Below are 23,886 nucleotides of genomic sequence, written 5' to 3'. Positions count from 1 at the left end.
GTTTCGAATGCCCCGGTATGAACTGGAGAAAAGCATTACAGGAACGACCGATTAATGGCTGGTCAATGAGTTGATCTTTCCAGTTGTCTTTTACATCTGCACTGGTATATCGGCAAAACTCAGTTTTGAAAATATCGATCATTTCAGTAAAGCAGTGACCATTTTATTTTGGTGATAAGCAACGTTGTAAACCGCTTATTCAAACGCGGTGATTACCTCGCTTTCCAACTTGCCGGCTTCCATCCAGGCGCTTACAGCCGGGCAAGCCAGCACCGAGTCCACATAGGCCTGCGCCTCTTTATTGGTTGCCAGTTGATAGCTGTGAAATCGCAAGGCGACGGGGGCGAACATCGCATCGACTATTGTAAAACGGCCGAATAACCAAGGACCGTCGTGGCGGTGCAGTTGCCGGTAGTATTCCCAAATTTCACTGATACGTTCGATGTCCGGATGTACCGCTTCCGGCAAGGGTTTGGCTGAGGGTGTCCGCTTGCAATTCATCCCGCAATAGGTGCGTAGCGCAGTAAATCCGGAATGCATTTCAGCGGCCAAGGAACGGGCCGCCGCGCGTTCGGCAAAATCCTCCGGCCAGCCTTGGGTTTGCGGAAAGCGTTCCGCCAGATATTCCAATATCGCCAGCGAATCCCAAACCTTAAGCTCAGCATCCAGCAAAACCGGTACCTTACCGGTCGGCGAGTATTGCAGCAGCTTGTCTTTCGAATCCTCTCGATACAGCGGGATGCGGATTTCCGTGAAGTCGATGTCGTGATATTTCAAAAACAACCAAGGCCGTAACGACCAGGATGAGTAATTTTTGTTACCGATGACTAAGGACAGACTCATAAACGAAAACTCCTTTGCAGATTATGGATCGAGAATTTATTAAATCGGATATCGTCGTCCCAGAGAATGTGTGAACCCAGGGAAATGAGAAGCCCTGTTCCACTCTCGAAGGCTTGATAGCGAAGAACGCCTTTAGGTATCAGCGCATCATTCTTGCCGTTTTATAATAAATAACCGCATAGAGCAATGCCATTTTGTAAGGGATTTTTAGTTGGGTTCTACGGCTGTGCTATTCAACGGATAGAATCAGCGGCAAATCTTGGTTTAACAACAGTCCTCACCGATGTCTTCAAACCAAATCTTTGGCGATTGAGCAATAAAACGGCTCATCAACTCGATGCAGACGGGGTCGTTCAATTCCACAATCTTGACGCCGGCTTCTCTTAGCCAGTCCAGATGCCCGGAAAAGTTGCTTGATTCGCCGACAACCACCGTGCCGATATTGAATTGCCGAATTAATCCCGAGCAATACCAGCACGGTGCCAAGGTGGTGACCAAAATTTTGTCGCGGTAACTGGTCTGCCGGCCGGCATTGCGGAATGCATCGGTTTCGCCGTGCACAGACGGATCGTTATCTTGCACGCGGCGGTTGCGGCCCCGGCCCAGCAAGGTGCCATCAGCATCGAACAAGGCCGCGCCGACCGGCACGCCGCCTTCGTCAAAACCGGCTTTTGCTTCGGCAAACGCCACGGCGAGCATCTCCTGATAGTTCATCGCAACTCCTAAAATCAATTGGGGTATGTTTGAAAATACGTTCTACAAAGGCTGGGTAGATGGGTATTGGCTTAAGTTGAGTTTTAGGGGCTCCAAAAACCTCTTTAAAAAACGGGGCTGGGGAGGCTTTCCAAACCTAAGTGCTTTGATCCGCTATTGCCAATAAGCCAACACAATCCCCACAAATACCGCCAGACCGAACCAGTTATTGTTCAAAAAGGCCTTGAAACAACTGGGTTTATCGAAATGAAAAATCAATTTTTGCTGGTAAACTGCCAGACCGCTGGCGATCAACAGACCGGCGTAATAGGGCCAACTGAGCTGTTGCATTATGCCCACTGTAAGCAACAAGCCGATAATCACAACTTGTAGACCAGCGGTAATTTCCCGCACCTGTTTACCGAACAAAATGGCCGTCGATTTCACGCCGATTTTCAAATCGTCGTCAATGTCAACCATCGCATACATGGTGTCGTACACCAGAGCCCAGAGCAGCACCGCTAGATACAGAATCCAGCCTACCAAGGGGATTTCGTTGGTTTGCGCGGCAAACGCCATCGGCACCGCAAAACCAAAGGCTGCGCCCAGATAAGCCTGCGGCAAATGGGTAAAGCGCTTCATGAACGGATAACTGGCCGCCAGAAACGCGCCGATGAAGGACAAACCGATGGTGTACCAATTCAGCAGCAACACCAAACCAAAGGCAGTAAGACACAGCACCGCAAATACAATCAACGCTTCCTTAGGGCTGACTTTGCCCGCCGCGATAGGCCTTAGCTTGCAGCGATCAACATGCGGATCGAAATCCTTGTCGGCGTAATCGTTAATCACGCAACCCGCAGCGCGCATCAGCACCACGCCCGCAACGAACACGGTCAGCACCAAACCGTCCGGCCTACCGTCACCGGCAATCCACAAGGCCCATAATGTCGGCCACAGCAAAATGAAAATGCCGATGGGTTTATCAAAGCGGGCCAGGAGCCAGTATTGGTGGAGGCGGTCGGTAATATATTCCATAGATGGGGTGTATTTTGGAGTTATTCGAACTTTTGAGGGTTAAAGGTTCACTAACTTAATTTTAAAATTAAGTTATTCCACATATTTCAACAAACTCTTTGCCGAATAAAGTCGGTTTGACTAAGGAATAAATTTCACAACCGGTATAAGTGCCTTCCCGATTAATCAGGCCAAGTCTATACATATTAGCTAGTGCAATTTCTACATCCTTCGGAGGCCGAAGGTTTTCACATTTAGATGGTTGAGTTAGTTCCAAAGAAGGAAAATTTGTTGTCCATACACCAACGGTCCAAGTATCTTCAAAATTAAATGAATATAATTTTCTTAATATATCTATTTCAAGGCAGCTTAGATTTTGTAGAACGTCTATATATGTCCTTTTTATGGTTAATTTGAAACTTTTATCTGCTGAGTTTGCTAGAATTTGAGCATAGATATCTTGGATTTCATCATCATCTTCGATGCTCCCTGCTTCTAGTAAAGGGATCAATATTTTTAAAGGCACCGGTCTGGATGGGCAACTTATACTGCGGTTGCTCAAGAATTCATGAGCTTTATCTAATAGCCTGATATTTCTTTCCCATCTTGAATATTTTAGTTTGTCTTCAAATATTCCTATTGCCTGTTCCAATGAACCACCAATAAGCGTTGCTAAGTAACCACCAGCCTTTTCAAGGGTGTTTAGTCCTTGATGAGTGGCTTTTGCAATTTCTTGTATAGCTTTGGCTTTTTCTTCGTTCATTGAGATTCAGTTATGGTGGTCTGACTAAAAAAATTGTAATAGTGACTATCAATCACTAATCGGATCAAATCTAGTTGCCGGCTTTATCCTTAATCGTCTGAATAATCGAAGTCGTCGAATGCCCCTCAATAAACGACAAGATCTTCACCTCGCCGCCATTCGCCAATACACTTTCGTGGCCGGCGATGCTGGTGATGTCGGTGTAGTCGCCGCCTTTGACCAGGATGTCGGGCAGTAATTGGTCGATGACTTCCTTGGGGGTGTCTTGCTCAAACTCCACAACCCAATCCACGCATTCCAGCGCGGCCAGCATTTCCATGCGGTGGTCTAGTTTGTTGACCGGGCGCTCCGGGCCTTTCAGGCGTTGTACGGAGGCATCGCTGTTGACTAACACGACTAATCGATCACCCAGGGTTTTGGCCTGTTGTAGATAGCGGACGTGGCCCGGGTGCAAGATGTCGAAGCAGCCGTTGGTAGCGACGATTTTCTCGCCGTTTTGTTTGGCGGCGGCGCGTTCTGCGAGCAGGTCCGGCAGGCTGCAGACGCCTTTGTGGTGGGCGCGCGGGCCTTGCAAGGCATTGGCCAATTCGTCGGTATTCACAGTGGCGGTACCCATTTTGCCGACCACGATGCCGGCACCGATATTGGCCAGTTGCGTGGCTTCGGCCAGCGGTTTTTTCGCGGCCAGGCTGGCGGCTAATACGGAAATAACCGTGTCGCCGGCGCCGGTGACGTCGAACACTTCGCGGGCATGCGTTGGTAGATGTAAGGGTTCTTCATTCTTGCTGAGCAGGGTCATGCCGTTTTCGCCACGGGTGACCAGCAAGGCTTGAAGTTCTAGCTCGTTCAGCAAGTTCATGCCGCGTTCGACGATTTGCTGTTGATCCGCGCACCGGCCCACCACCGCTTCAAACTCGCTGAGGTTGGGGGTAATCAGCGTGGCTTGCCGGTAAATCGAAAAATCGCTGCCTTTGGGATCGACCAACACCTGCTTATTCAGCTGCTTCGCTAATTTGATGAATTGTTGCACCTGGCTTAGGGTGCCTTTACCGTAATCGGACAGAACGATGACTTGCGATTGCATCATCTCGGCATGGTATAGATGCAGTAACGCATCGCTATCGACATTGTTAAAACCGTCTTCAAAATCCAGCCGGATCAACTGCTGGTGCCGGCTCATCACTCGCAATTTGGTAATGGTCGGATAACCCGGCACTGCCTGAAACAGGCATAAAACCTTGGCCTGTTGCAGCAAAGCCTTCAACGCCGTCGCCGCTTCGTCTTCTCCGGTAAAACCCAGCAGCGATACTTTTGCGCCCAGTGCGGCGATGTTTAAAGCCACGTTACCGGCGCCGCCCGCCCGTTGTTCGTCTTGTTTGACGTGCACCACCGGCACCGGCGCTTCCGGGGAAATCCGTGAAGTGGCGCCGTGCCAGTAACGGTCCAGCATCAGGTCGCCGACCACCAGCACGCGGGCGGTTGAATAGTTGGGTAATTGCATGGCTTTGGGGGCTTATCCGTGATTCGAAGGGTGCTATTATAGCCGCAACCCGTCATGATTAAGGTGCAAACCATGAGCGTCAAAATCTACCATAACCCGCGTTGCGGCAAATCCCGCGACACTTTGAAACTACTGGAAGCGCAAGGCGTCACGCCGGAAGTTGTCGAATATCTTAAATCCCCGCCTACTGCCGCTGAGTTGCAGGACATTCTGACCAAGCTCAACATCAAGCCGCGCGATTTGATGCGCACCAAAGAACCGGAATATAAAGAAAACGGCCTGGACGATAAATCTCTGAGCGAAGCGGATTTGATCGAAGCGATGATCAGAATTCCCAAATTGATCGAACGGCCCATTGTGTTGAAAGACGGTAAAGCCGCCATCGGCCGGCCGCCGGAAAACGTGTTGGCCATACTCTGATGGCGAAAATCCTGATCCTTTATTACAGCCGCGACGGCAGTACCGCGCGGATGGCGCAGCAGATCGGCCGGGGCGTGGAATCGGTGGCCGGCGCGGAAGCGGTGTTGCGCACGGTGCCAGAAGTGTCCGCGGTGTGCGAGAAAATCGCCGACAGCATTCCTGATGCCGGCGCGCCGTATGCCACTTTGCAAGACCTGGAAACCTGCGACGGCTTGGCGCTGGGCAGCCCAACGCATTTTGGTAACATGGCCGCCTCGTTAAAGCATTTTCTGGATGGTACGACGGCACTGTGGTTCTCCGGAGCCTTGTCCGGCAAACCGGCCGGCGTGTTTACGTCCACCGGCAGCATGCACGGCGGTCAGGAAACCACGCTGTTATCAATGATGCTGCCCTTGATGCATCACGGCATGTTGCTGATGAGTCTGCCGTGCAACGAGATTGCTCTACGCGAAACGGTCAGCGGCGGCACGCCCTACGGGCCCAGCCATGTCGCCGATACTGATGCCGAACTCACCGAGCATGAAAAACGCCTGTGCTGGGTGCTGGGGGAACGTCTGGCGAAAACGGCATTGGCGTTGCGAGCCAAATAAGGCCTTACGGTTACAATATTCCCAAGGCCTTGAGACAGGCCTTGCCCAACTCTACCCGCTTGGGTGCGTCGGCGGCTTGAGTGATGTCGATGTTCAATGCAAAGCTGTACAGACGATTTCCGTGCATGACCCAACCCACCCACCAGCCGATACCGGGATTGGGCGCGTTTAACCAGCCGGTTTTGCCGTATAAACTTCGTGCGCCCTGCTGCTCCAGCATCAGGATTTCCCGCACTTTGGCCTGAACATCGCCTGCCAGCGGCAATTGATCCCGCGCCAAGCGGGCCAAAAATGCCGTCTGTTCCACCGCGCTGATTTGCAGCGGACCATCCAGCCAAAACCGATCGACCTTATCCCCTATATCGGCGTTACCGTAGCTCAGGTTGGCAACTCCCTCGCGCATCCGTTCATGGCCGATGCGCCGGGCCAGTGCTTGATAAATCGGCACGTTGGATAGTTTGATCGCCTCGCGCAAGCCCATATCCCGTTCCCAGTCTTTGATCATTTGTGCTTGGCCGCCGTATGGTAACGGCTCGTCTACGCTACGGACCGCGCCTACCGACAAGCCGATCAAACTATTGGCAATCTTGAACGTCGAGGCCGGGATGAAGCGGGTTTCCGCGCGAATTTGGTCGTGGCCGATTAGCCTATCCGCATCGACATCGTAGGCTACGAAAGTGCCATGCACGCCGGCTTCGCTGAACAGTGTGGCGAGCGCAGGACTATCCACCCATTCGATGGCGTTAACCCGGCCGGCAAGTAGTAACAGTAGAGTGGCGAATAGCGGTTTCATCAGGATTGTGCGTAGGCTAGTTTTAAGGTGTCTATGTCTATTTTGGTCATTTTTAGCATGGCCTGCATCACCCGTCCGGCTTTTATCGGGTCGGGATCGCTGATCAATTCAAGCAGCACATTCGGCACGATCTGCCAGGTTACGCCGAATTTGTCTTCCAGCCAAGCGCATTGATTCTGCTTGCCGCCCGCGGATAGTTTTTCCCAATAGTGGTCCACTTCTGCTTGAGTTTCGCAGTGTACGACAAACGAAATTGCTGGGGAAAACGGTTGCATCGGGTACGTCGGGCCGCCGTTGAGCGCGGTAAATACTTGTCCGTCCAGCTCGAAATTGGCAGTCATCACGCTGCCCTTCGGTCCTGGCCCGGCGTCGCCGTAGCGAGTAACGCTCAAGACTTTCGAATGTTTGAAAATGGATACGTAAAAATTCATCGCCTCTTCGGCTTGGTCGTCGAACCATAAAAATGGGGTGATTTTGGGCATGGTGTTTACTCGGTTAGTGTTAAAAAGTAATGACCGGTTTTCCCGTCTTAAAAGCCGGCTACCAGCTCGGCCAGTTGGTCGGTGGCCTTGCCCCAGCCTTCATGAAAGCCCATTTCCTCGTGGGCTTTCCGGTCTGCCGCGGTCCAATGCAACACGCGCGCGGTGTAGCGGGTTTTTCCGGCTTCAGGTGTAAACGTGATGATGCCGGTCATGAAGGGTTTGGCGGAGGGTTCCCAGGCGCTGGTATAGGCGTCGGTAAACACCAAACGCTCGTTTGGCACGACTTCAAGATAGATTCCTTGGTTTGGAAACTCCTCGCCGTCCGGGCCACGCATCACGATGATGCTGGTGCCGCCGGCTCTGACATCGAGTTCGGCTTCAGCCACGGTCCAGGGCTTCGGACAAAACCACTGCTTGAGCAGTGCCGGTTCGGTCCAGGCTTTATAGAGTTTCTCGGGTGGCGCATCGATCAGGCGCGTCAGCATTAATTCACGCGATTCAGCTGTTTGTTCTGTTGGCTTCATGGCTTGTCCTCTGAAATTGAAATAGATGATGACTTTTCGGCGATGGTCTTTAGCTCGGCTAAACCTTCCTCGAATTTGCCGCCTATCATTTTGTCCATGCTGAACACCAGGCTCATCACTTTAGAGAGGAAGGGGCTGGGGCCGTATATGGCCTGAGTGACATGAGTAACAACGCCTTCGGTTTGTAGCGTAAATTCCACGGTGTTTTCGGCTGGAAATGGCTTAATGAAAGTCAGCCGCAGCATCAGCTTTACCGGTGGATTGGTTTCCAGAATCTCCATGCAGCCCTGGCCTATCTCCTTGTTGCCTTCCCATTCGTAGACCGCGCCGGGACCGCTGGCTGCGCCGCTGTATGAGCGCTTCATGCCCGGATCGACTTTCTCCCAAGCCGACCAGGTTTGCATATTGTGCAAATCGCTGATCAACGGAAAAATCTTATCCGGGGCCGCTTTGATGGTGATCGAGCGTTGTACGCGGAAGGTATCGGGTTTGCTTGCCGCATAGATCAGTAGCGCGACGACTATGACGACGAGAACGATAAGGATGGTTTTGATCACGGTCTTCTCCTAAAGCATGGTAAGTTCAATCGCCGGGCAAACCCGGAATCTCAATCAGCGGCCGCACTTCGACGGTACCCTTGCGCGCCATCGGAATCTGTTCGGCGATAGCGAGAGCCGCGTCCAGATCCGGGACGTCGACCAGATAATAGCCGCCCAGTTGTTCGCGGGTTTCCGCGAACGGGCCATCGGTGATAAAGCGTTTGCCGTCGCGCACCCGCACGCTGGTAGCCATGGCTGTGGGTTGCAACGGACTGGCGGCCAGATATTGGCTGTTGGCTTTCAATTGGTGCGCGAGCTGGGTGGATTCGGCATAACAGGCCTGCCGGTCGGCTTCGTCCAGGCTGTGTTCTTCGAGATAAATCAGTAGCATATATTTCATCGCGTTCTCCGTTAGTTTTGGGATACCGCATCCGGTGCCATGTAGACCAGTTCCCAGATATGGCCATCCAAATCCTGAAAACCGTGCGCATACATAAAGCCATGGTCTTGCGGCTGGTTATAGGTGCTGCCGCCAGCGGCGACCGCCTTGCTTACCATGCCGTCCACCTCGTCGCGGCTTTGGCAGGATAAGCAGATCAGTACTTCCGTGCTTTTGGTGGCGTCGCAAATGCTATTAGGCGTAAACGTGCGGAACTTGTCTTCCGTCAACAGCATGACGAAGATGTTCTCGCTGACGATCATGCAGGTCGCGGTCTCATCGGTAAATTGCGCGTTAAAGGTGTAGCCGAGCGCGGTAAAAAACGCCACGGATTGATCGAGATGTTTTACCGCCAGATTGATGAATATTTGTTTGTTCATATTGCTTCCTTTAAAGGTGCGAGGATGCCGAAATCGGCCGATTTAAGGTTTACCGGCTGTTGCCTGAGCGGCGAAGAAAGCCTCCATTCTGCCCTGAAATTCGCTGGGGTCGACATCTTCGATGTGCGTGGCGATCAGCCATTTATGGCCGAATGGGTCGGTCACTGCGCCCATTCGGTCGCCCCAGAACTGGTTGGTGGGCGGCATGATTTCCGCCGCACCGGCTTGTATGGCGGCGGCGAACACCGCGTCGGTATCAGTGACGTAGAGATGCAATTTTACCGGCGTATCGCCCAGCGCCTGTGGCGATATGTCGCCGCAATTGGGACTTTCGTCGGCCAGCATGAAATGCGAATCGCCGATTTTGAATTCGGCGTGGGCAATCGCGCCGCCGGGTGCGTGCAAACGCAACAGCTCGGTGGCAGAAAAGGCTTTTGCATAAAATTCCAGTGCCGCCGCCGCGCCGCGCACTACCAGGTAAGGAGTTAAGGTGTGGTGACCGTCGGGGATAGGTTTGATGTTGTTCATGACTGTGCTCCTGGTTTTAGGTTTGTTGTGGAAAAAGACTGCTTACGCCTGTTGTCGAACCGCGAATGCCGAAATCGACAAGCCGCAGAAATTTTTTTCCACTAGTTGGCAAGCTTGCCGGCTAACGCAAATTGTCCGGTTCCAAAAAACCCAACGCTTGCAGCGTTTGCCGGTCTTCGGCTATCGGCCGAACTTCCACGCAACCGTGTTTTGCCCCTGGAATCCGCGCGGCCACCTGGATAGCCTCGTTTAAATCACTAGCCTCGATCAGATAATAGCCGCCGAGTTGTTCCTTGGTTTCCGCGAACGGGCCGTCGGTGATGCTGACTTTACCGCCGCGCACCCGCAACGTGATGGCCGCATTGGCCGGCAGCAGCCGATTGCAGCTCAGGTAATGGCCGCTGTTGCGGATAGCTTGGGTAAATTCGGCGTATTCGTCAAAGTGTTTGGCTGAATCATCGTCGGTCATCTGTTCCATCACGGTTTCGGCGCAAATCAGGCATAGGTATTTCATGGTCAACTCCTGGGTTAAAAATAATGTTCGCACTGAGTAGTCGTTCGGCGCCGGGCATATTCGACAATTGGAACGTTTTTATCGTTGAAACGAGCTATCGAAAGTGGTGTCGATGCATGGCGACAATTTCCAGTGCTTGCCCTGAGCCGAAGCCGGCTGTCGCTTACCATTGAAAGATCGACCTCAATTTTTCGCAACCTAACCGGAGATGAACTATGACGCTTTGCCCTTGCGGCTCCAAACTGGATTATGCCGAATGCTGCGGCCCGATTATCGACGGTGCGCCGGCGCCCACCACCGAAGCTTTGATGCGTTCGCGCTACACGGCTTTCGTGCAACGCATGCTGGACCATGTCGAACGCACCCATGCCCCTGAAATTTAGGAGGACTTCAATCGAGCGGAAGCCGAGCGGATGGCGGATGAATGCGAGTGGCGCAGCCTGGAAATTCGTAATGCCACGGAAATGGCGAATGGCTATATGTCACCAGCGGGGCGCCACGATAAAACTAGCCGACAGGAAAGAGTCGGCGGCATTGATAGTACCCACCGCCTATATTCCGCCATCCTTTCCGTGTCGGGCGCTGGCGCCTGATAATCCGTGCAGCATTCACCCCGATAAACCCTCGCGCTGCCTCACCATGCCGTTTTACCCTTATCGGGACGAGCAATTTCAAGCCGAGCTATTAAAACCGCAACCCGGTTGGGCCTGCGATACTTCCGAGTCGGCGCCGCTGGTATTTGCCGACAAGAAAATCGTGTTTCGTGAGGATTTTGATGCGGAACGTAAGGACTTAGAGGAACAGATTCCGCTGATTCGCCGCTATGCCGACTATATGTTGAAGTACACGCCGCAGCTGGTCGGTAACCTCGCCAAAGTGTCGCTTAAACCCAAAGGTGGCAAGTGGTGACTAGCCTTTCGTCGTTTCTGACCGCGTTCGCCACCCTAATGCCCAACAGATTGCCGAACAGCAACTAGCGGTTTTGAACGGTTATTTAGAAAAAACCGCATCGGAACCTGGCCTGGCGGAATTTCATCGGCATTACATTTCCGGCGTCAAAGAAATGCAGTATTTAGCTAGGCAAGTTAGATAGTTATCCACGGGTATCGGGCGACACAAACAATGAAAAAACCGATTAGGTTTGGTTCGTAGAGCTCGAATGGCAGACTAACTACGCAACTGTGTTGGTATGAAACCTACAAGGCCTGGACACTGGAGTTTTGAAAGCCAAAGTTCCGGAATGACTGTTTTCAGGTGCTCTGCATAACTGCTGCCGTCCCGTTGCGGACTGTCTCTCGATCTGATTAAATGGCAACAGTCTGGCCGTTACTGGTCATGAATGATATACAGAAAGAGCACATGCAGATCAATAAATTATCGTGTCGAAGATCATTTTTCGGTAGATATACAGGCCTATCTAATAACTAGTTATGGTCAATAAAAACTTGGATGAAGAGTTCGTTACTATCCACGGGGATAGCTGGAAGAAATCAGATATAAAAGAACCTGTTGATTGGGCTAAAGGCGAAGGATGGCAGAAGGAAGTATGGTCAGGTAAGAAAAACTGGGATCACGACCACTGCCAAATATGCTGGTGGAAGCTGTACGACAGTAAAGACACAGACCATGGCGTCGGTTATAGAAGCCAAAAAGACAATTGGATTTGCACAGAATGCTATGAGCAGTTTATTGAACAAAAACCATAATTTGTCGCTCCACCCGACCAAAAAACCGCTTCGCGGTTTTCGTCGGGTGAGCTAGGCGTTAGCGCTCACAAATGACCATTCCAGACGCATCACTCGGGCCAATGATTGCCGCTACGGTGGCGGGTGCAATTTCGTTGGTTAGCCTAATCATCAGCAAAGAAAACAAGACATCGGAATTCCGGCAACAATGGATTGATGCCCTTCGCCTAGAGCTTTCCACGTATATATCCCACTCGATGGAAATACATCGCCATCGCATTTGGGGAAGAGAAACCACCGATGAAAAATGGGACGCCATCAGCGAGAGCTATCAGAAGGTAAACGAGTCAATCACGAAAATTCGACTTCGGCTAAATCCAAAGGAAGATCAGTCAAAGAAGATTTTGGCGCTATTGAAGGAGTATGAAAGATTCTTTTCGAACAACGGCGTCCCAAGTCAAGAAGACTTTAGCAAACTCAATCACGAGTTCGTTGAAGCATCCCAAACGCTACTAAAGTTGGAATGGAACCGCGTTAGAAACGGGGAGGTAGTATTTCAGGTTGTTCGGGCTACATCCTTCGCTACCCTTCTTGCCGGACTCATCGCTCTCTTTTATCACCTCTGTCTCCAATGAGTGCTAACCCTTCCGTCAACCGGACGTCCTGCAGGCCATGCCGGCAGGTTCCCTCCGTGCTGCCTGCTCCAGTCGCCGGTTACGTTGAACGTTAGCAAGTAGCGTCGATGGAATCGAGGTTTCGAAGGCCAGCTTCTTTTAATTGCCGATGTGGGTTTGATGGCCGACAGGCCGACGCCCTCTACAATGGCCTGACTTCAATCAACGCAATTTCGTGGCGGTTGGAACCTATTTTTTACGTCGGGTGGGCTTTGGCCGAACTTGCTCTATCAAAATCAAGGGGCGCGAATCTTTTCATTTATTGCGTCAAAAGCGGGTATGTTGCGTGACTCAAATAATGAATATCACACTAAAATCAACCGCCCATGTTTCCGATTTCTGTCACTCGACACGGATTTCCCGCAGTCTACGCGCCAAAAAACGCCGCTCAGGTTCCTGCCGCGCTAAAGCCAGAGCTTGCTGGTAAGCCGCGACGGCTTCGTCGATTCTGCCCAAGCGTCGGTACAAGTCTGCCCGTGCCGCGTGCGCCAGATGATAATCGGTAAGGTTGCCATTCTGTAAAAGCGCATCGATCAAACCCAGCCCGGCTGCCGGTCCATCGCGCATCGCTACCGCGACGGCCCGGTTTAATTCGATCACCGGCGAGGCTTCGATGCGTAGCAAGACGTCATAGAGTGCGACGATTTGCGGCCAATCCGTGGCGGCGGCGTGGCTGGCGTTGGCGTGCAGCCCAGCGATGGCGGCTTGCAACGCATAAGGGCCGAAGCGCCGCGACCCTAAGGCCCGTTGTACCAGCGCCGAGCCTTCGGCGATGCGGTCGCTGTCCCACAAGCTGCGGTCTTGGTCGTCCAACAAAATCAGTTCGCCGTCGGCGCCGGCTCTGGCGGCGCGGCGCGATTCGTGCAGCAGCATCAGCGCTAATAAGCCTTGCGCTTCCGGTTCCGGCAGCAACTCGACCAACAAACGCCCCAAGCGTATCGCTTCTTCCGACAAATCGTGCCGGGTTAACGCAGCACCAGACGACGCGGAGTAACCTTCATTGAACACCAGATAAATTACCCGTAACACGGAATCCAAGCGTTGTGGTAGCTCGGCCGGCGCCGGCACTTGATAGGGAATCTTGGCATCACGGATCTTGGTTTTGGCGCGGACGATGCGTTGCGCCAGCGTCGGTGTCGGCGTCAGGAAGGCCCGGGCGATTTCCTCGGTGGCCAGGCCGCAGACCTCGCGCAACGTCAACGCCACTTGAGCATCCGGGGACAATGCTGGGTGGCAACAAGTAAAGATCAGCCGCAGGCGGTCGTCTTCCAGGCCTTCGTCATCCGTGTCGCCGGGTTCGCTGGCTGGATCCGCCAAGGTATCGGCATCTTCCAGCACGTCGAAGCGGGCTTGCCGGCGCAGGCCGTCTATGGCCTTGAAGCGACCGGCCGACACCAACCAGGCGCGCGGATTGGCCGGTAAGCCGTCGCGCGGCCATTGTTCGAGCGCGGCGCGAAAGGCATCGTGCAACGCTTCCTCGGCCACATCGAAATCGCCGAGCAGCCGAATCAAGGTGGCCAGCACATGGCGGGATTCGCTTTGGTAGATGGCGTCGATTTTTTCGCGCACTGTCGTTTCGCCTCCGTCGGCTTTCAGCCTTGTGCACTCAAGCTGCGCATCACTTCATGCCAGCCGGCTTCGGCTTCGGCGCCGACTTGCGCGAATACCGTTTGCAGTTGTTGCATTTGCGTGCCGGTCAGTTGCGCTTCCAATTCTGCGCCGTCCGGCGTTAAGCTGAGTTCGCGTACCCGTTTGTCGTGCACGGCCGTGTCTATCATGACCAACTGCATGTCCATTAACTGCCGCAATGGCGCGTTCAGAGCTTGTTTGCTGACGCTGAGCATGCCCAGCAGCGCGTTCACGGAAATCCGCGGATTGCGGCCGACGAAATACAAGATCCGGTGATGCACTCTCCCAAGCCCGCGCTCGGCCAGGATGCGGTCCGGCTGTACGGTAAAGGCGCGATAGCCGAAGTAAAATTGTTCGATCGCCAGACGTAACGCGGCTTCGCGCCTTTCCGGCGTCGGCATTTCATCAAGCGGGGAATTATCGATAGCGGCTATTTGGTCAACCATATTGACATTATAGGCAGGCAGCCGTTAGCATGGCTATAGGTCAACTTTATTGACATTTATCAATGCCCACCATGAACTCATTATCGCCGCAGCACCCTATCCGCTTTTCCGCCCGTACCCAAGACCTGCATCCGTCACCAATCCGCGAAATTCTGGCCGTTGTCGACAGACCGGGCATGATTTCCTTTGCCGGCGGATTGCCGTCGTTGGACAGCTTCCCGCAATTCACGCTAGAGGCCATGCCGCAGCACATGTTGCAATACGGCGCCAGCGAAGGCGAAGCGGAGTTGCGCGAGCGTATCGCCGCCGACATGCAAGGCCTGGGTGTTAAGTGCACGGCTGAACAAGTGTTGATCCTGTCCGGTTCGCAGCAAGGCATCGATCTGGTTGCCAAACTGTTCATCGATCCCGGCACGCCGGTGGCCGTGGAAGCGCCGACCTACCTGGCGGCTTTGCAGGTGTTCCGCTTTTTCGGCGCCCGCTTCGTGGCTTACGATGCTGGGGCGCCCGACCTGGATACGTTGCAACAGGAAAAGCCAGCGTTTGCCTATGCGATCCCCACGTTCCAGAATCCCAGTGGCCGCTGCCTGGATGCCGGGGAACGGGCCGCTCTGGCCGCCGCTTGCGATGCGGGGAATATTCCTTTGTTTGAGGATGACCCCTACCGTGATCTGGTGTATGACGATTGCGAACGCACGCCGGTGTGCGCCGGTTTGCAACAAGCGCCATGGATTTATCAAGGCTCGTTTTCGAAAAGTCTGGCGCCGGGCTTACGCTTGGGTTACCTGGTGGCGTCGCCGGAACTCATGCCTTTTTTGACCCGCTTGAAACAGGCGGCCGATTTGCACAGCAATCGCATCAGCCAATGGCTGATACTACAACAGCTGAACAATCCTGATCGCAGCCGGCAGTTGGCGGATTTGGCCGGCCATTACTGTCAGCGCCGCGATGAGTTCGAAGCCGCGCTGTGCCGCCATTTTTCGGATCTGGCAAGTTGGCAAACCCCGCCCGGCGGCTTGTTTTTCTGGCTGACGCTGAACCGTCGCATCGATACCCGCCAGCTGTTGCCTAAGGCTATAGCAGCCGGTGTGGCTTTTATGCCCGGCGAACCTTTCTTCCCGATGGATGTGGAGGCCTGCGGCCAGCTGCGTCTGAATTTCAGTCACGCCGACGCTGGACAGGCCGAGCTGGGCTTACGGATTTTGGCTGGACTGGTTAGAGAGTTTGCTTGAGTTAGCGTTGGAGCCGCGCCAAATTATGCAAGCCTACGGTGGGCGCGGCGCCGAAGGTCTTACGAAATTCGTGGCTGAAATGGGCGGAATCGGAAAAACCGGTGGCGTGCGCGGCGGTTGTGAAGTTGTGGCCCTTGATCACTTCTTGTATCGCCTGCCGCATCCGGTTCCAGCTGCGATAACGGCGAAACGGCACGCCGATCTGCTGGCTGAACAGATGTTGTAGCCGGGATGCGGATAGTCCCACATTGGCGGCCAGCGTAATCACCGACGTCAGGTCGTCGCCCTGCGCGAATAAAAATTCCACGATTTGGCTGATGCGCGGGTCTATCCTGTCGGCTTGCGACCGGCGTTTCGAAAAATCCAGCAGATCGGCCAGGGGCTGCGCGGTCCAATTCGGGCTGTAGCGATATTCGTAGAGATCGCGCATGAAGGCGATTTCGCCGCCATTACCGACCAAGGCACCGTTCACTGAGCGGGTATCGCGGATTAAAGGTAACAGCGCCTCGACGCCGGCGATGGTCGGTTCAATGTAAAACACCGCCAACGGGTCGCCGCCCACATCCAGTTCGTGCCATACGCCGGCCGGAATTACAGCCGTGCGGCAAGACAGCCAATCGCTACCCGCTATTTTCAAACGAAATTTCCCATACAGACCGGCCAGAAACACTGGGGCGCCGTGTTGGTGGTTGGCGTTGTAATACAGCGGACCGCAAAAAAACGTGCGGCCGCCGCTGATGTCCCACAGCGCATCGAAAGGGGCGGCTGTGGCGGTAGCACGTTCATACAAGCCTGGTGTATTGGTCATCGTTTAAGCTCCCTGTCGCGTCCGGCTCGCCGGCAGTTTGCCAGTCAGTCTAGTCAAAGCACAGGTTGTTGGCAACGGGTTTGGGGCGTTTGCCTTAGACGGCATTCAATCAGCGGGGCTAAGCTCCCCATCACTTTGAGGATAAACATGAGCAAGCAAACATTTCCACCCGAACCGTTGGCCAACGTATTCCTATTGGCGTTTGCCATATTCTGCCTGGCGATAGCCTTGAGCATTGCCTGGGTGTTGGGCTTTACGCTGTTTTTTCCCGACGGTGCGTTGGCCGGCCACCTGGTCGAACGGGCGGACGTTATCCGCGCCCACATCGATTACCTGATGATGGCGCAATTTCTGTTCATTTTCTTTTTATTGTTCCGGCAATACGCCATCGCTCCGCCGGCATGGGTTGTGGCGGCTTGTTGCTTTGGGGCATTTTTCAACCCGCTGTCGTTTTTACTAAGAGGCTTGTCGGCGAAGCCGGCGGCCTCCGCTTTCCCGGTCGAACCGCACTTCCCGATTCAGGCCGGCGTCAGTTTTACCCTGACCACGGTCGGTTTTCTAACGGCGGCGATTCTGGTGGCCCGAGCGGCCTGGAAGTCGAGATCGGAACAGGATTAGTCCAAATTGTATGGAGGCGCTTGGGCAGCTAGGCAAACCGACTGACAGAGGTTGAGCGTTGGAATGTGCTTTGATTAGTTTGGGTCTTGGGTTATCTTTGCAAAAAACAAGGAACCAAAATGTTTATTTCCGCGAAAAGCGATAGTCTGGGGCTGAATTAAAGGTGGCTCTTAAAGCCATGGCTGATTGTCGTATTTCTCGGGAAACGCTAGTATTTATATAGACTGCAGTTTAATCAATTATTTAAACGTAGAAATGAGGGGTTATACGACAGGCTGGGATTATCGGACAAACGATATTGTGTTTATTCCGTTAATTTTAGGAATTGCCGTTACGGGAGTGGGTGCTTTTTTACTCAAGTTATGCTTTCCGCCAATGGCAATTGAACCAAATCACTGCTCTCTAAAGGCTTAGACCTCGTCTTACCTCCGAAAAGCCAGAAGATATAGAATTCGGGTATGCGTCTTTTGCAGCTTTAGGCTACGAAGAGTTTGCAATTCGTAAGGTGGCAGTTTTGGAATACAGTTTTTATTAAGGTTTGGGGTTTCGCTCGGCTTTCTTTAGCGGCGCGCGCCCTTAACGTAACGTTAGCCCTCTACGAGAAGCATCATGACGAACGACGCGATTGACTGGCGACTTCAGTACGCAATCGATTACTATGCTAAGCAACATGAGGCAATGCATCGCCTTAAAGACCGAATCAACTTTCTTGCTGCGCTGCTGATTACTCCGATTGCTTCTGCAATTTACTTTATCTACACGACCAGGAAAAACTATCCTGCCAATCAGCTATTGGATGTGCCTGCAGTGTTTGCCCTCACTGCTTCTGCTGCCCTTCTGGCCTATGCCGGGTACAGGATTTTTGGGCAGTTGGCAAAAGTGCACGACTACCCTTACCCGCAGCAACCAAAAGCAAAAGATGCTTGAGGCTTATGAAGGAATAATCTCTGAAACAAAGAAGAAAAACGATGAAAGAAACAAGTCAATAATCGACACTCAGCGTTTCGCTTCATACAGCACTGTGCCGCTGCTCATCGCAGCCTTAATCACTTTTGCTCAATCAACTACTGCACCATCAAAGCCACAGGAAGTGGCCGTAACTAATCCACTACTAGTAAAACTGGAGAAGCCAAATGAGTACGAAAGAAAACCAATCGAACAGCAACCCACCGCAGTCGCAACCTGCTCCTGCAACAACACAGTCCCTGCCGCCCGATCCCGAGCCGGCATTCCCCCAACCGGAGCGGCTTCTAGACCATGTCGAGCCAATCCGTAGTGAAGACCGTAAGCCATTACTGGGCTAACTGATCGTTGCAGGCCGAGGGCTGCAACAGTGAACTAGGCGTTATTTGTCACGGAGAAGGGGGCGTTGGTTGGGGTGAGGTACGAACCCCAACCAATGTTCTGAATGCCGGCCACACTGAATAATCAAGTTGATGAGTTAGTCGTGCAAAAACTCAAATCGTCGGGTCACTTATAAGTGTCGCTTTTGATTTTTACCAAAAATGGATACAGTATCCGCCATGAACAATATCTCTATTACCGATATTCTGGAACTTCCGTTGCAGGAACGCATTCAGCTGGTTGAGCTTATTTGGGACAGCGTCGCCGCGGTACCTGAATCTGTGGAAGTATCACCGGAGCTTAAAGCCGAACTGGAACGACGCATGATTGAGTTTGAGCGGAATCCGGAGTCCGGTTATTCCTGGGATCAAGTAAAATCGCGCCTTAAAGATGGCTCATGGCGTACCGCCTGAAATTTTCCGCACGCGCTTTACGTGAAACGGGCGAAGCCCAAGAATGGTACGAGTCACAAAGCTCCGGTCTCGGAGATGAATTTATTGCCGCTTTAGAACTGCAACTGAAAAGGCTGGAACAAGCGCCGTTGCTCTATGCCGAGGTAATTCCAAGCGTTCGCCGCGCACTCCTCCCTCGTTTTCCATTCGGCGTGTTTTATGTGGTGCACGGCGATTTAGTTCATGTGTTGGCTGTAGTGCATGATGCTAGAAATCCGAATCGATGGCCTAAAAACCGCTAACCAAACATTCCGCTGATACCCCGCGAATTTTCAGTTTTGCCCAAATAAAAACCCGCCCCACACAAAACGCCTTTTCCAAGAATAAAACCCAAACCCCTTTGACAAAGTCCATAAATAGACTTATTTTAAACTAAAGTTTAGATAAGTTGTTTGGAGGGCTTATGTTGTCTACCGCTCAAGCGCCATTACCGGCCGACAGCGCGCTGGTGGCTGGCGCGGCATTACGGACTTTTTTTAATATCGCCGATGCCTGGGGTTTGAATGTCGAGCAGGCCATGGTTTTGCTGGGGCTGGATTCGCGCAGCACTTATTTTAAATGGAAGAAAAACCCGGAAAGTGCCAGTCTTAACGCCGATAAGCTGGAAAGGTTGTCTTACATCTTCGGGATTTATAAAGCCTTGCAGATTTTACTGCCCAAGCCGGAAGCGGCGGACGGCTGGCTGCATCAAGCCAATCAGGCCGCGCTATTTTCCGGGCAATCCGCGTTGCAACGCATGCTGTCCGGCCGGGTGGCGGATTTATATGTGGTGCGCCAATATCTGGATGCTCAGTGCGGCTGGGCCTGATGTTGCCTGCAAAAATCAGTAAGGTGGATTGGCAGCCCTGCTGGCGCTTGGTGCCCAGTAGGTTTCCGCCGACCGGCTTGTTCGACAGAGTAGCCGACCCGGCCGATCTGGACGTGGTGTTCGCTATCGAGGCGCTGACTAACGACAGGTTGCGCGACGAAGCCGGCGAAATTAGCTTGGTCGCTGCGGCGGACCGCATTGCCGGGCCGGGGACTACGCCTATCATGGCGGCGTTCACCCATCTCAATCCGGAAGGCAGCCGGTTTTGCGACGGCAGTTACGGTGTCTATTACGCCGCCAAAGACATAGATACCGCGATTGCCGAGACCCGCTTTCATCGCAGCCGGTTTCTGGCCGCGACCCAACAGGCGCCGATTGACATAGACATGCGCAGTTATGCCTCCGATCTGGATGCCGATCTGCACGACATTCGCGGCCGGCAAACCGAATTGCCGGAAATTTACGACGCCGACACCGGCAATTACGCCGCCGCGCAGGCCTGGGCCAGGCAGTTACGCGCGGACGGTGCGGATGGTATCGTCTATTCCAGCGTGCGGGCGGCGGGCGGCGAATGCGTGGCGGTGTTTAAACCGCGTTTGCTGGCGCCGGTCAAACAAGGCGCGCATTATTGCTATGTGTGGGACGGCCGGCAAATCAGCGCGGTTTATAAAAAAGAACTTTACCAGCCCGGTGTGTAACGGATAGCCATGCTCGATTTGCCAGTACCCAGCCAAGAAAACGATTTTTACGAAACCCATATCCAATTGCTGCTCCAAAGCTATCAGCAATTGCTGGGCAAGCCGCTGTTGGAACAGTCCGCAAACATGGCGCTGGGCCGGCAAGTCTATGAAGCCGATTTTGCCTTGCTATCTCACGACACCACCGCCGATCCGGTTTTCAATTATGCCAACCTCACCGCGCAGGATTTATTCGAGCTAAGTTGGCCGGAATTTATCGGCATGCCGTCGCGCTTTTCGGCGGAACCGGTGAATCGAGAGGAACGCGAACGCTTGCTGAATCAAGTGACCAACCAGGGTTATATCGACAACTACAGCGGGGTGCGGATCGCCAAATCCGGCCAGCGTTTTTTGATCGAGCGCGCGGTGGTGTGGAATGTCTACGATAGCGCGCAACGGTATCTCGGCCAGGCGGCTTGTTTTAGCGACTGGCGCTTGTTACCCTGAGTCTAACTCTTTCGATCCACTCACTGTCTGCGAGAAATTTATGCTGAAAATATCCTTAAAACATAGCGGCCGCTTATGCTGCGGCTTGTTGCTCATGCTGGCCGGCGCGGCGCAGGCCGATGAAGTGGGTTGCGTGACTACGGCCTGGAAACTAATCGGTGCCAATCACAAGGTCTGTGTCGATGCGTTTGAAGATCCGAAAATCCCTAACGTGATTTGCCATATCAGCCAGGCCAGATCGGGGGGGATTTCCGGCGGCTTGGGTCTGTCGGAAGATCCGTCGGAATTTTCGCTGGCTTGCCGGCAAACCGGGCCGATCACATTGCCGGCTAAACTGAGCACGGAAGAAACCGTATTTTCGGAAAGCACCTCGCTGTTTTTCAAGTCCACCAACATTACCCGTTTATGGGATGCCAAACACAACACCCTGGTTTATCTGGCGATCAGCCGCAAAGTGATCGAGGGTGCGCCGGCCAACAGTGTATCGACGGTCCCGGTGATGCCTTGGGGTAAATAGGGCGTTGATTAATGCTATCCCAGGTCCAAAGGCTGGTCGGCAACCGGTTTAATCCATTTCAATAAGGTTTCGTAAAGCGTGGCCGGCAGAATCGGTTTGCCGATGAAGTCGTTCATGCCGGCGGCCAGACAGTGCTGATGATCGCCGTGCATCACGTTGGCGGTCATCGCAATGACGGGTAGGTCGCGGCAAGCCGGGATTTGCCGTAACAGCCGGGTGGCTTGATAGCCGTCCATCACCGGCATTTGTACATCCATCAGCACACAGTCGTAGTCGTGATGCCGCAACTTTTCCAAGGCCAGTTCGCCGTTTTCGGCAATATCCACCGCTAATTGCGCTTGTTCCAACAGCTCGATGGCGACGATGCGATTGATTTCATTATCTTCCACCAGCAACACCCGCCGCCCCTGCAGCCGCGCCAATTTACCGATGTCTATGCTGGTACGGTGACGGCGGATTTGGAAATTACGGATGGTATTCAAATCGGTGGCGCCCAGCAGCACATTAAAGGTAAAGGTGGAACCGATACCGGGTTCGCTGCTGACCTCTATCGTCCCTCCCATTTGTTCGATCAGCTGCTTGGAGATAATCAAGCCCAGGCCGGTACCGCCGTAGTTGCGGGTCACGCTGCTGTCGCCCTGGCTAAAAGCCTGGAACAATTTGGTTTGCTGTTCGGCGGTGATGCCGATGCCGGTGTCGCTGATGGCAAATTGCAGACGCACCGAGTGCGCATCGCGGCTGATTTCGCTGAAACTGACGGTTATCTCGCCGTGCTCGGTAAACTTGATGGCATTGCCGATCAGATTGATTAACACCTGCCGCAGCCGTTGCGGATCGCCGATTACCGCATGATACTCGCCGACCGGCGGCCTGATCAGTTGAATCCCCTTGTTCGCGCTGAGTTGCAGCATGGTGGAAAACACATGCTCCAGCATCTCTTCCAGCAGAAAGGGTATGGTCTCCATCTGCATTTTGCCGGCTTCCATTTTGGAGAAATCCAGAATGTCGCCGATCAGTGTCATCAAGGACTGCGCGGACGACTCCACCCGTTTCAGATATTCGCGTTGTTTAAAGCTCAGTTCGCTATTCAGGCACAGCTCCACCAAGCCGACAATCGCGTTCATCGGCGTGCGAATTTCGTGGCTCATATTGGCCAGGAACTGGCCCTTGGCCTGATTGGCGGATTCCGCCTCCCGTTTGGCGAGCTCAAGCTCCTGCGTGCGGCTTCGCACCTGGCTTTCCAAGTCGGTCTCGTGCGCCTGGATTTGCGCCAGCATATTGTTAAAGGCTTCGGCCAAATCGCTGATTTCGTCGTTACCGGCATAATCCGAGCGCCGGCTGTAATCGTGGTCTTTTTCGATTTGCCGCGCGGTATTGGCCAATTTCAACAGCGGGCCTAAAAACGAACGTTGCAAGCGCTGCACATACAAGGCCACCACGCTCAAGGCGATCAAAATAATGCCGGTGTTAATCAGGGTATTGAACAGCAAGGAGTGGTAGGCGCGTTTCAGGTCGGCAACCAGGGTAATGTGGCCGACGATCTGTTTATTTTTATGCAAAATCGGCTGCGTGATCTGCCGGGTTTTCGACAGCCAGGCCGGCCACCAGCCGTGCCAATTGCTTGCCGGTTTTGCGTAACGGACCAGCGTGACCCCGCTGGGAGTTTGGATTTGCCCGGCGATGATGTCCGGATCGTGGGCCAGCGCATCCAATATTTCCTGGGCGGTTTGATTGTCGTCGAACAACAAGGCAAAGCTGCTGTTTTGACCGATCATATTCGCGGTCAAGGTTAGTTTTTGGCCGATGTTCTGCTGCAAAGCCGAATATTCCCGAATCGACAGCGACACCGTCGCCACCATCAGGCTTAACATCACCATCACTCGCAGGATTTTACCCAGCTTGCGGCTGATGGAAATGCGAGGATTTGTTGACGCTGTCATTCTATTATTTCGGCCATCCGCAGTAATTTCGAACTCAGCTTTAAATCGGCTGATTTCACCGCGGCTAAATTTACCACCAGTTTTAACCTGTTGTCGCGCAACGTAAATTGCACCATACCCCCGTGGTTAGCAAAGTTTTCCACGTCGCCGACCAACAACACATGATGCTGGCGGGCTTGCTCGGCTAATACCGGTGTTAAGCCGGCCAAGTCGCTTAGAAACAAGATGCTGCATTGGGTGATGTCGGGGGCGTCGGCCAAATTGACATGAACCGCGTTACCGTTGATTTGCTGGCCTTCCAAAACCGGCAAGTAGGCGCGTAACAGGCTGCGGCCTTGCAAACAAATCGTCACCGGCGCAGCGCTGGGCCACTGCGCCAGCTCGGCGAAATGAAACAGATAGGCAGTCTTTAATTGAAACTCCCGGCTTTGGCTATTTTCCTGTGCACGCGCGAAACCGGCGAACCAAACGCAGACACTGAGTAGCAAAAGGGTGTGCAGACGCATCGGCGCAATAACCTGTC

Annotated in this window: 33 protein-coding genes; 15 read left to right on the top strand and 18 right to left on the bottom strand. The window is 53.3% G+C overall.

Annotation, left to right across the window (positions count from 1 at the left end):
* Positions 1 to 195: 195 nt before the first annotated feature.
* From ACMXD4_RS22785 to hldE, 5 genes are all read right to left on the bottom strand, one after another.
* Positions 196 to 843 (bottom strand): glutathione S-transferase family protein, encoded by a 648-nt coding sequence (locus ACMXD4_RS22785; RefSeq protein ID WP_415879469.1) that lies wholly within the window; start codon positions 841 to 843, stop codon positions 196 to 198.
* Between the two features lie 264 nt (positions 844 to 1,107).
* Positions 1,108 to 1,557, bottom strand: a complete 450-nt coding sequence (locus tag ACMXD4_RS22780; RefSeq protein ID WP_205452364.1) for a nucleoside deaminase — start codon at positions 1,555 to 1,557, stop codon at positions 1,108 to 1,110.
* Positions 1,558 to 1,710: 153 nt separating this feature from the next.
* Positions 1,711 to 2,574, bottom strand: a complete 864-nt coding sequence (gene ubiA, locus ACMXD4_RS22775; RefSeq protein ID WP_415879468.1) for a 4-hydroxybenzoate octaprenyltransferase — start codon at positions 2,572 to 2,574, stop codon at positions 1,711 to 1,713.
* A 67-nt stretch (positions 2,575 to 2,641) separates the two neighbouring features.
* A complete protein-coding gene (locus tag ACMXD4_RS22770) occupies positions 2,642 to 3,316 on the bottom strand; it encodes an Abi-alpha family protein (RefSeq protein WP_415879467.1) in 675 nt (224 codons plus the stop codon).
* A 70-nt stretch (positions 3,317 to 3,386) separates the two neighbouring features.
* Positions 3,387 to 4,817: a bifunctional D-glycero-beta-D-manno-heptose-7-phosphate kinase/D-glycero-beta-D-manno-heptose 1-phosphate adenylyltransferase HldE gene (hldE, locus tag ACMXD4_RS22765; protein WP_415879466.1), complete on the bottom strand. Its 1,431-nt coding sequence runs from the start codon at positions 4,815 to 4,817 to the stop codon at positions 3,387 to 3,389.
* Positions 4,818 to 4,889: 72 nt separating this feature from the next.
* On the opposite strand from hldE, the gene arsC reads away from it, so the two are divergent.
* Together arsC and wrbA are read left to right on the top strand one after the other, a co-directional pair.
* Positions 4,890 to 5,237, top strand: coding sequence for an arsenate reductase (glutaredoxin) (arsC, locus tag ACMXD4_RS22760; protein WP_415879465.1), 348 nt, complete (start codon positions 4,890 to 4,892; stop codon positions 5,235 to 5,237).
* Positions 5,237 to 5,827 (top strand): NAD(P)H:quinone oxidoreductase, encoded by a 591-nt coding sequence (gene wrbA / locus ACMXD4_RS22755; RefSeq protein ID WP_415879464.1) that lies wholly within the window; start codon positions 5,237 to 5,239, stop codon positions 5,825 to 5,827. Before arsC ends, wrbA begins: the two co-directional genes overlap by 1 nt.
* A 10-nt stretch (positions 5,828 to 5,837) precedes the next feature.
* Here wrbA and blaOXA read toward each other — a convergent pair whose 3' ends face one another.
* From blaOXA to ACMXD4_RS22715, 8 genes are all read right to left on the bottom strand, one after another.
* On the bottom strand, positions 5,838 to 6,620 hold the full coding sequence (gene blaOXA / locus ACMXD4_RS22750) for a class D beta-lactamase (protein ID WP_415879463.1): 783 nt from the start codon (positions 6,618 to 6,620) through the stop codon (positions 5,838 to 5,840).
* Complete coding sequence (locus ACMXD4_RS22745; RefSeq protein WP_415879462.1) at positions 6,620 to 7,102, bottom strand: VOC family protein; 483 nt, start codon at positions 7,100 to 7,102, stop codon at positions 6,620 to 6,622. The genes blaOXA and ACMXD4_RS22745 overlap by 1 nt, the downstream gene beginning before the upstream one ends.
* A gap of 47 nt (positions 7,103 to 7,149) precedes the next feature.
* Complete coding sequence (locus ACMXD4_RS22740; protein ID WP_033157651.1) at positions 7,150 to 7,626, bottom strand: SRPBCC family protein; 477 nt, start codon at positions 7,624 to 7,626, stop codon at positions 7,150 to 7,152.
* Positions 7,623 to 8,183 carry an SRPBCC family protein gene (locus ACMXD4_RS22735; protein ID WP_415879461.1) on the bottom strand — a complete coding sequence of 187 codons (561 nt, stop codon included), beginning with the start codon at positions 8,181 to 8,183 and terminating at the stop codon, positions 7,623 to 7,625. The genes ACMXD4_RS22740 and ACMXD4_RS22735 overlap by 4 nt, the downstream gene beginning before the upstream one ends.
* 25 nt (positions 8,184 to 8,208) lie before the next feature.
* Entirely contained in the window at positions 8,209 to 8,565 is a 357-nt protein-coding gene (locus ACMXD4_RS22730) for a YciI family protein (protein WP_171697018.1), read from the bottom strand.
* A gap of 11 nt (positions 8,566 to 8,576) precedes the next feature.
* Positions 8,577 to 8,984, bottom strand: coding sequence for a VOC family protein (locus tag ACMXD4_RS22725; RefSeq protein ID WP_171697017.1), 408 nt, complete (start codon positions 8,982 to 8,984; stop codon positions 8,577 to 8,579).
* Positions 8,985 to 9,026: 42 nt separating this feature from the next.
* Complete coding sequence (locus tag ACMXD4_RS22720; protein WP_171697016.1) at positions 9,027 to 9,512, bottom strand: VOC family protein; 486 nt, start codon at positions 9,510 to 9,512, stop codon at positions 9,027 to 9,029.
* Between the two features lie 121 nt (positions 9,513 to 9,633).
* Positions 9,634 to 10,026, bottom strand: a complete 393-nt coding sequence (locus ACMXD4_RS22715; protein WP_171697015.1) for a YciI family protein — start codon at positions 10,024 to 10,026, stop codon at positions 9,634 to 9,636.
* 215 nt (positions 10,027 to 10,241) lie between these two features.
* Here ACMXD4_RS22715 and ACMXD4_RS22710 point away from each other — a divergent pair, with 215 nt between their 5' ends.
* From ACMXD4_RS22710 to ACMXD4_RS22695, 4 genes are all read left to right on the top strand, one after another.
* Positions 10,242 to 10,409, top strand: a complete 168-nt coding sequence (locus ACMXD4_RS22710; protein WP_216614781.1) for a YchJ family metal-binding protein — start codon at positions 10,242 to 10,244, stop codon at positions 10,407 to 10,409.
* Positions 10,410 to 10,497: 88 nt separating this feature from the next.
* On the top strand, positions 10,498 to 10,935 hold the full coding sequence (locus ACMXD4_RS22705) for a hypothetical protein (protein WP_216614780.1): 438 nt from the start codon (positions 10,498 to 10,500) through the stop codon (positions 10,933 to 10,935).
* Positions 10,936 to 11,456: 521 nt separating this feature from the next.
* Complete coding sequence (locus ACMXD4_RS22700; protein ID WP_171697013.1) at positions 11,457 to 11,732, top strand: hypothetical protein; 276 nt, start codon at positions 11,457 to 11,459, stop codon at positions 11,730 to 11,732.
* Between the two features lie 71 nt (positions 11,733 to 11,803).
* Positions 11,804 to 12,346: a hypothetical protein gene (locus ACMXD4_RS22695; protein WP_171697012.1), complete on the top strand. Its 543-nt coding sequence runs from the start codon at positions 11,804 to 11,806 to the stop codon at positions 12,344 to 12,346.
* Positions 12,347 to 12,727: 381 nt separating this feature from the next.
* On the opposite strand, the gene ACMXD4_RS22690 is transcribed toward ACMXD4_RS22695, so the two are convergent.
* Both ACMXD4_RS22690 and ACMXD4_RS22685 read right to left on the bottom strand, forming a co-directional pair.
* Positions 12,728 to 13,954 carry an RNA polymerase sigma factor gene (locus ACMXD4_RS22690; RefSeq protein ID WP_171697011.1) on the bottom strand — a complete coding sequence of 409 codons (1,227 nt, stop codon included), beginning with the start codon at positions 13,952 to 13,954 and terminating at the stop codon, positions 12,728 to 12,730.
* A gap of 23 nt (positions 13,955 to 13,977) precedes the next feature.
* A complete protein-coding gene (locus tag ACMXD4_RS22685) occupies positions 13,978 to 14,460 on the bottom strand; it encodes a MarR family winged helix-turn-helix transcriptional regulator (protein WP_216614779.1) in 483 nt (160 codons plus the stop codon).
* A 71-nt stretch (positions 14,461 to 14,531) separates the two neighbouring features.
* On the opposite strand from ACMXD4_RS22685, the gene ACMXD4_RS22680 reads away from it, so the two are divergent.
* Positions 14,532 to 15,692 (top strand): PLP-dependent aminotransferase family protein, encoded by a 1,161-nt coding sequence (locus ACMXD4_RS22680; protein ID WP_415879460.1) that lies wholly within the window; start codon positions 14,532 to 14,534, stop codon positions 15,690 to 15,692.
* Position 15,693: 1 nt separating this feature from the next.
* Here the strand turns inward: ACMXD4_RS22680 and ACMXD4_RS22675 are convergent, their stop codons facing one another.
* Positions 15,694 to 16,500, bottom strand: coding sequence for a helix-turn-helix domain-containing protein (locus ACMXD4_RS22675; protein WP_415879459.1), 807 nt, complete (start codon positions 16,498 to 16,500; stop codon positions 15,694 to 15,696).
* Positions 16,501 to 16,647: 147 nt separating this feature from the next.
* On the opposite strand from ACMXD4_RS22675, the gene ACMXD4_RS22670 reads away from it, so the two are divergent.
* The 8 genes from ACMXD4_RS22670 (at position 16,648) to ACMXD4_RS22635 (ending at position 21,423) form a co-directional block, all read left to right on the top strand.
* Positions 16,648 to 17,118 (top strand): hypothetical protein, encoded by a 471-nt coding sequence (locus ACMXD4_RS22670; RefSeq protein WP_415879458.1) that lies wholly within the window; start codon positions 16,648 to 16,650, stop codon positions 17,116 to 17,118.
* Between the two features lie 609 nt (positions 17,119 to 17,727).
* On the top strand, positions 17,728 to 18,045 hold the full coding sequence (locus ACMXD4_RS22665; protein WP_415879457.1) for a hypothetical protein: 318 nt from the start codon (positions 17,728 to 17,730) through the stop codon (positions 18,043 to 18,045).
* Positions 18,046 to 18,641: 596 nt separating this feature from the next.
* Entirely contained in the window at positions 18,642 to 18,875 is a 234-nt protein-coding gene (locus ACMXD4_RS22660; RefSeq protein ID WP_415879456.1) for an addiction module protein, read from the top strand.
* The gene (locus ACMXD4_RS22655; protein WP_415879455.1) at positions 18,860 to 19,156 is read left to right on the top strand and encodes a type II toxin-antitoxin system RelE/ParE family toxin; all 297 of its coding nucleotides are present in this window, start codon (positions 18,860 to 18,862) and stop codon (positions 19,154 to 19,156) included. The genes ACMXD4_RS22660 and ACMXD4_RS22655 overlap by 16 nt, the downstream gene beginning before the upstream one ends.
* A gap of 161 nt (positions 19,157 to 19,317) precedes the next feature.
* The gene (locus ACMXD4_RS22650; protein ID WP_415879454.1) at positions 19,318 to 19,722 is read left to right on the top strand and encodes an MbcA/ParS/Xre antitoxin family protein; all 405 of its coding nucleotides are present in this window, start codon (positions 19,318 to 19,320) and stop codon (positions 19,720 to 19,722) included.
* Positions 19,722 to 20,420, top strand: a complete 699-nt coding sequence (locus tag ACMXD4_RS22645) for an RES family NAD+ phosphorylase (protein WP_415879453.1) — start codon at positions 19,722 to 19,724, stop codon at positions 20,418 to 20,420. Before ACMXD4_RS22650 ends, ACMXD4_RS22645 begins: the two co-directional genes overlap by 1 nt.
* 9 nt (positions 20,421 to 20,429) lie before the next feature.
* Positions 20,430 to 20,906 carry an MEKHLA domain-containing protein gene (locus tag ACMXD4_RS22640; protein WP_171697002.1) on the top strand — a complete coding sequence of 159 codons (477 nt, stop codon included), beginning with the start codon at positions 20,430 to 20,432 and terminating at the stop codon, positions 20,904 to 20,906.
* A gap of 40 nt (positions 20,907 to 20,946) precedes the next feature.
* Positions 20,947 to 21,423, top strand: a complete 477-nt coding sequence (locus tag ACMXD4_RS22635) for a CreA family protein (protein ID WP_033156979.1) — start codon at positions 20,947 to 20,949, stop codon at positions 21,421 to 21,423.
* A 14-nt stretch (positions 21,424 to 21,437) separates the two neighbouring features.
* Here the strand turns inward: ACMXD4_RS22635 and ACMXD4_RS22630 are convergent, their stop codons facing one another.
* Together ACMXD4_RS22630 and ACMXD4_RS22625 are read right to left on the bottom strand one after the other, a co-directional pair.
* Positions 21,438 to 23,363, bottom strand: coding sequence for an ATP-binding protein (locus tag ACMXD4_RS22630; RefSeq protein ID WP_415879452.1), 1,926 nt, complete (start codon positions 23,361 to 23,363; stop codon positions 21,438 to 21,440).
* A complete protein-coding gene (locus ACMXD4_RS22625; protein WP_171697000.1) occupies positions 23,360 to 23,869 on the bottom strand; it encodes a YfiR family protein in 510 nt (169 codons plus the stop codon). Before ACMXD4_RS22625 ends, ACMXD4_RS22630 begins: the two co-directional genes overlap by 4 nt.
* Positions 23,870 to 23,886: the final 17 nt, after the last annotated feature.

The sequence above is a fragment of the Methylomonas sp. TEB genome, assembly GCF_047777895.1.
GTDB lineage: Bacteria > Pseudomonadota > Gammaproteobacteria > Methylococcales > Methylomonadaceae > Methylomonas.
The sequence above is the reverse complement of the archived record's forward strand: the minus strand, read 5'-3'. Positions and strand labels throughout refer to the sequence as shown.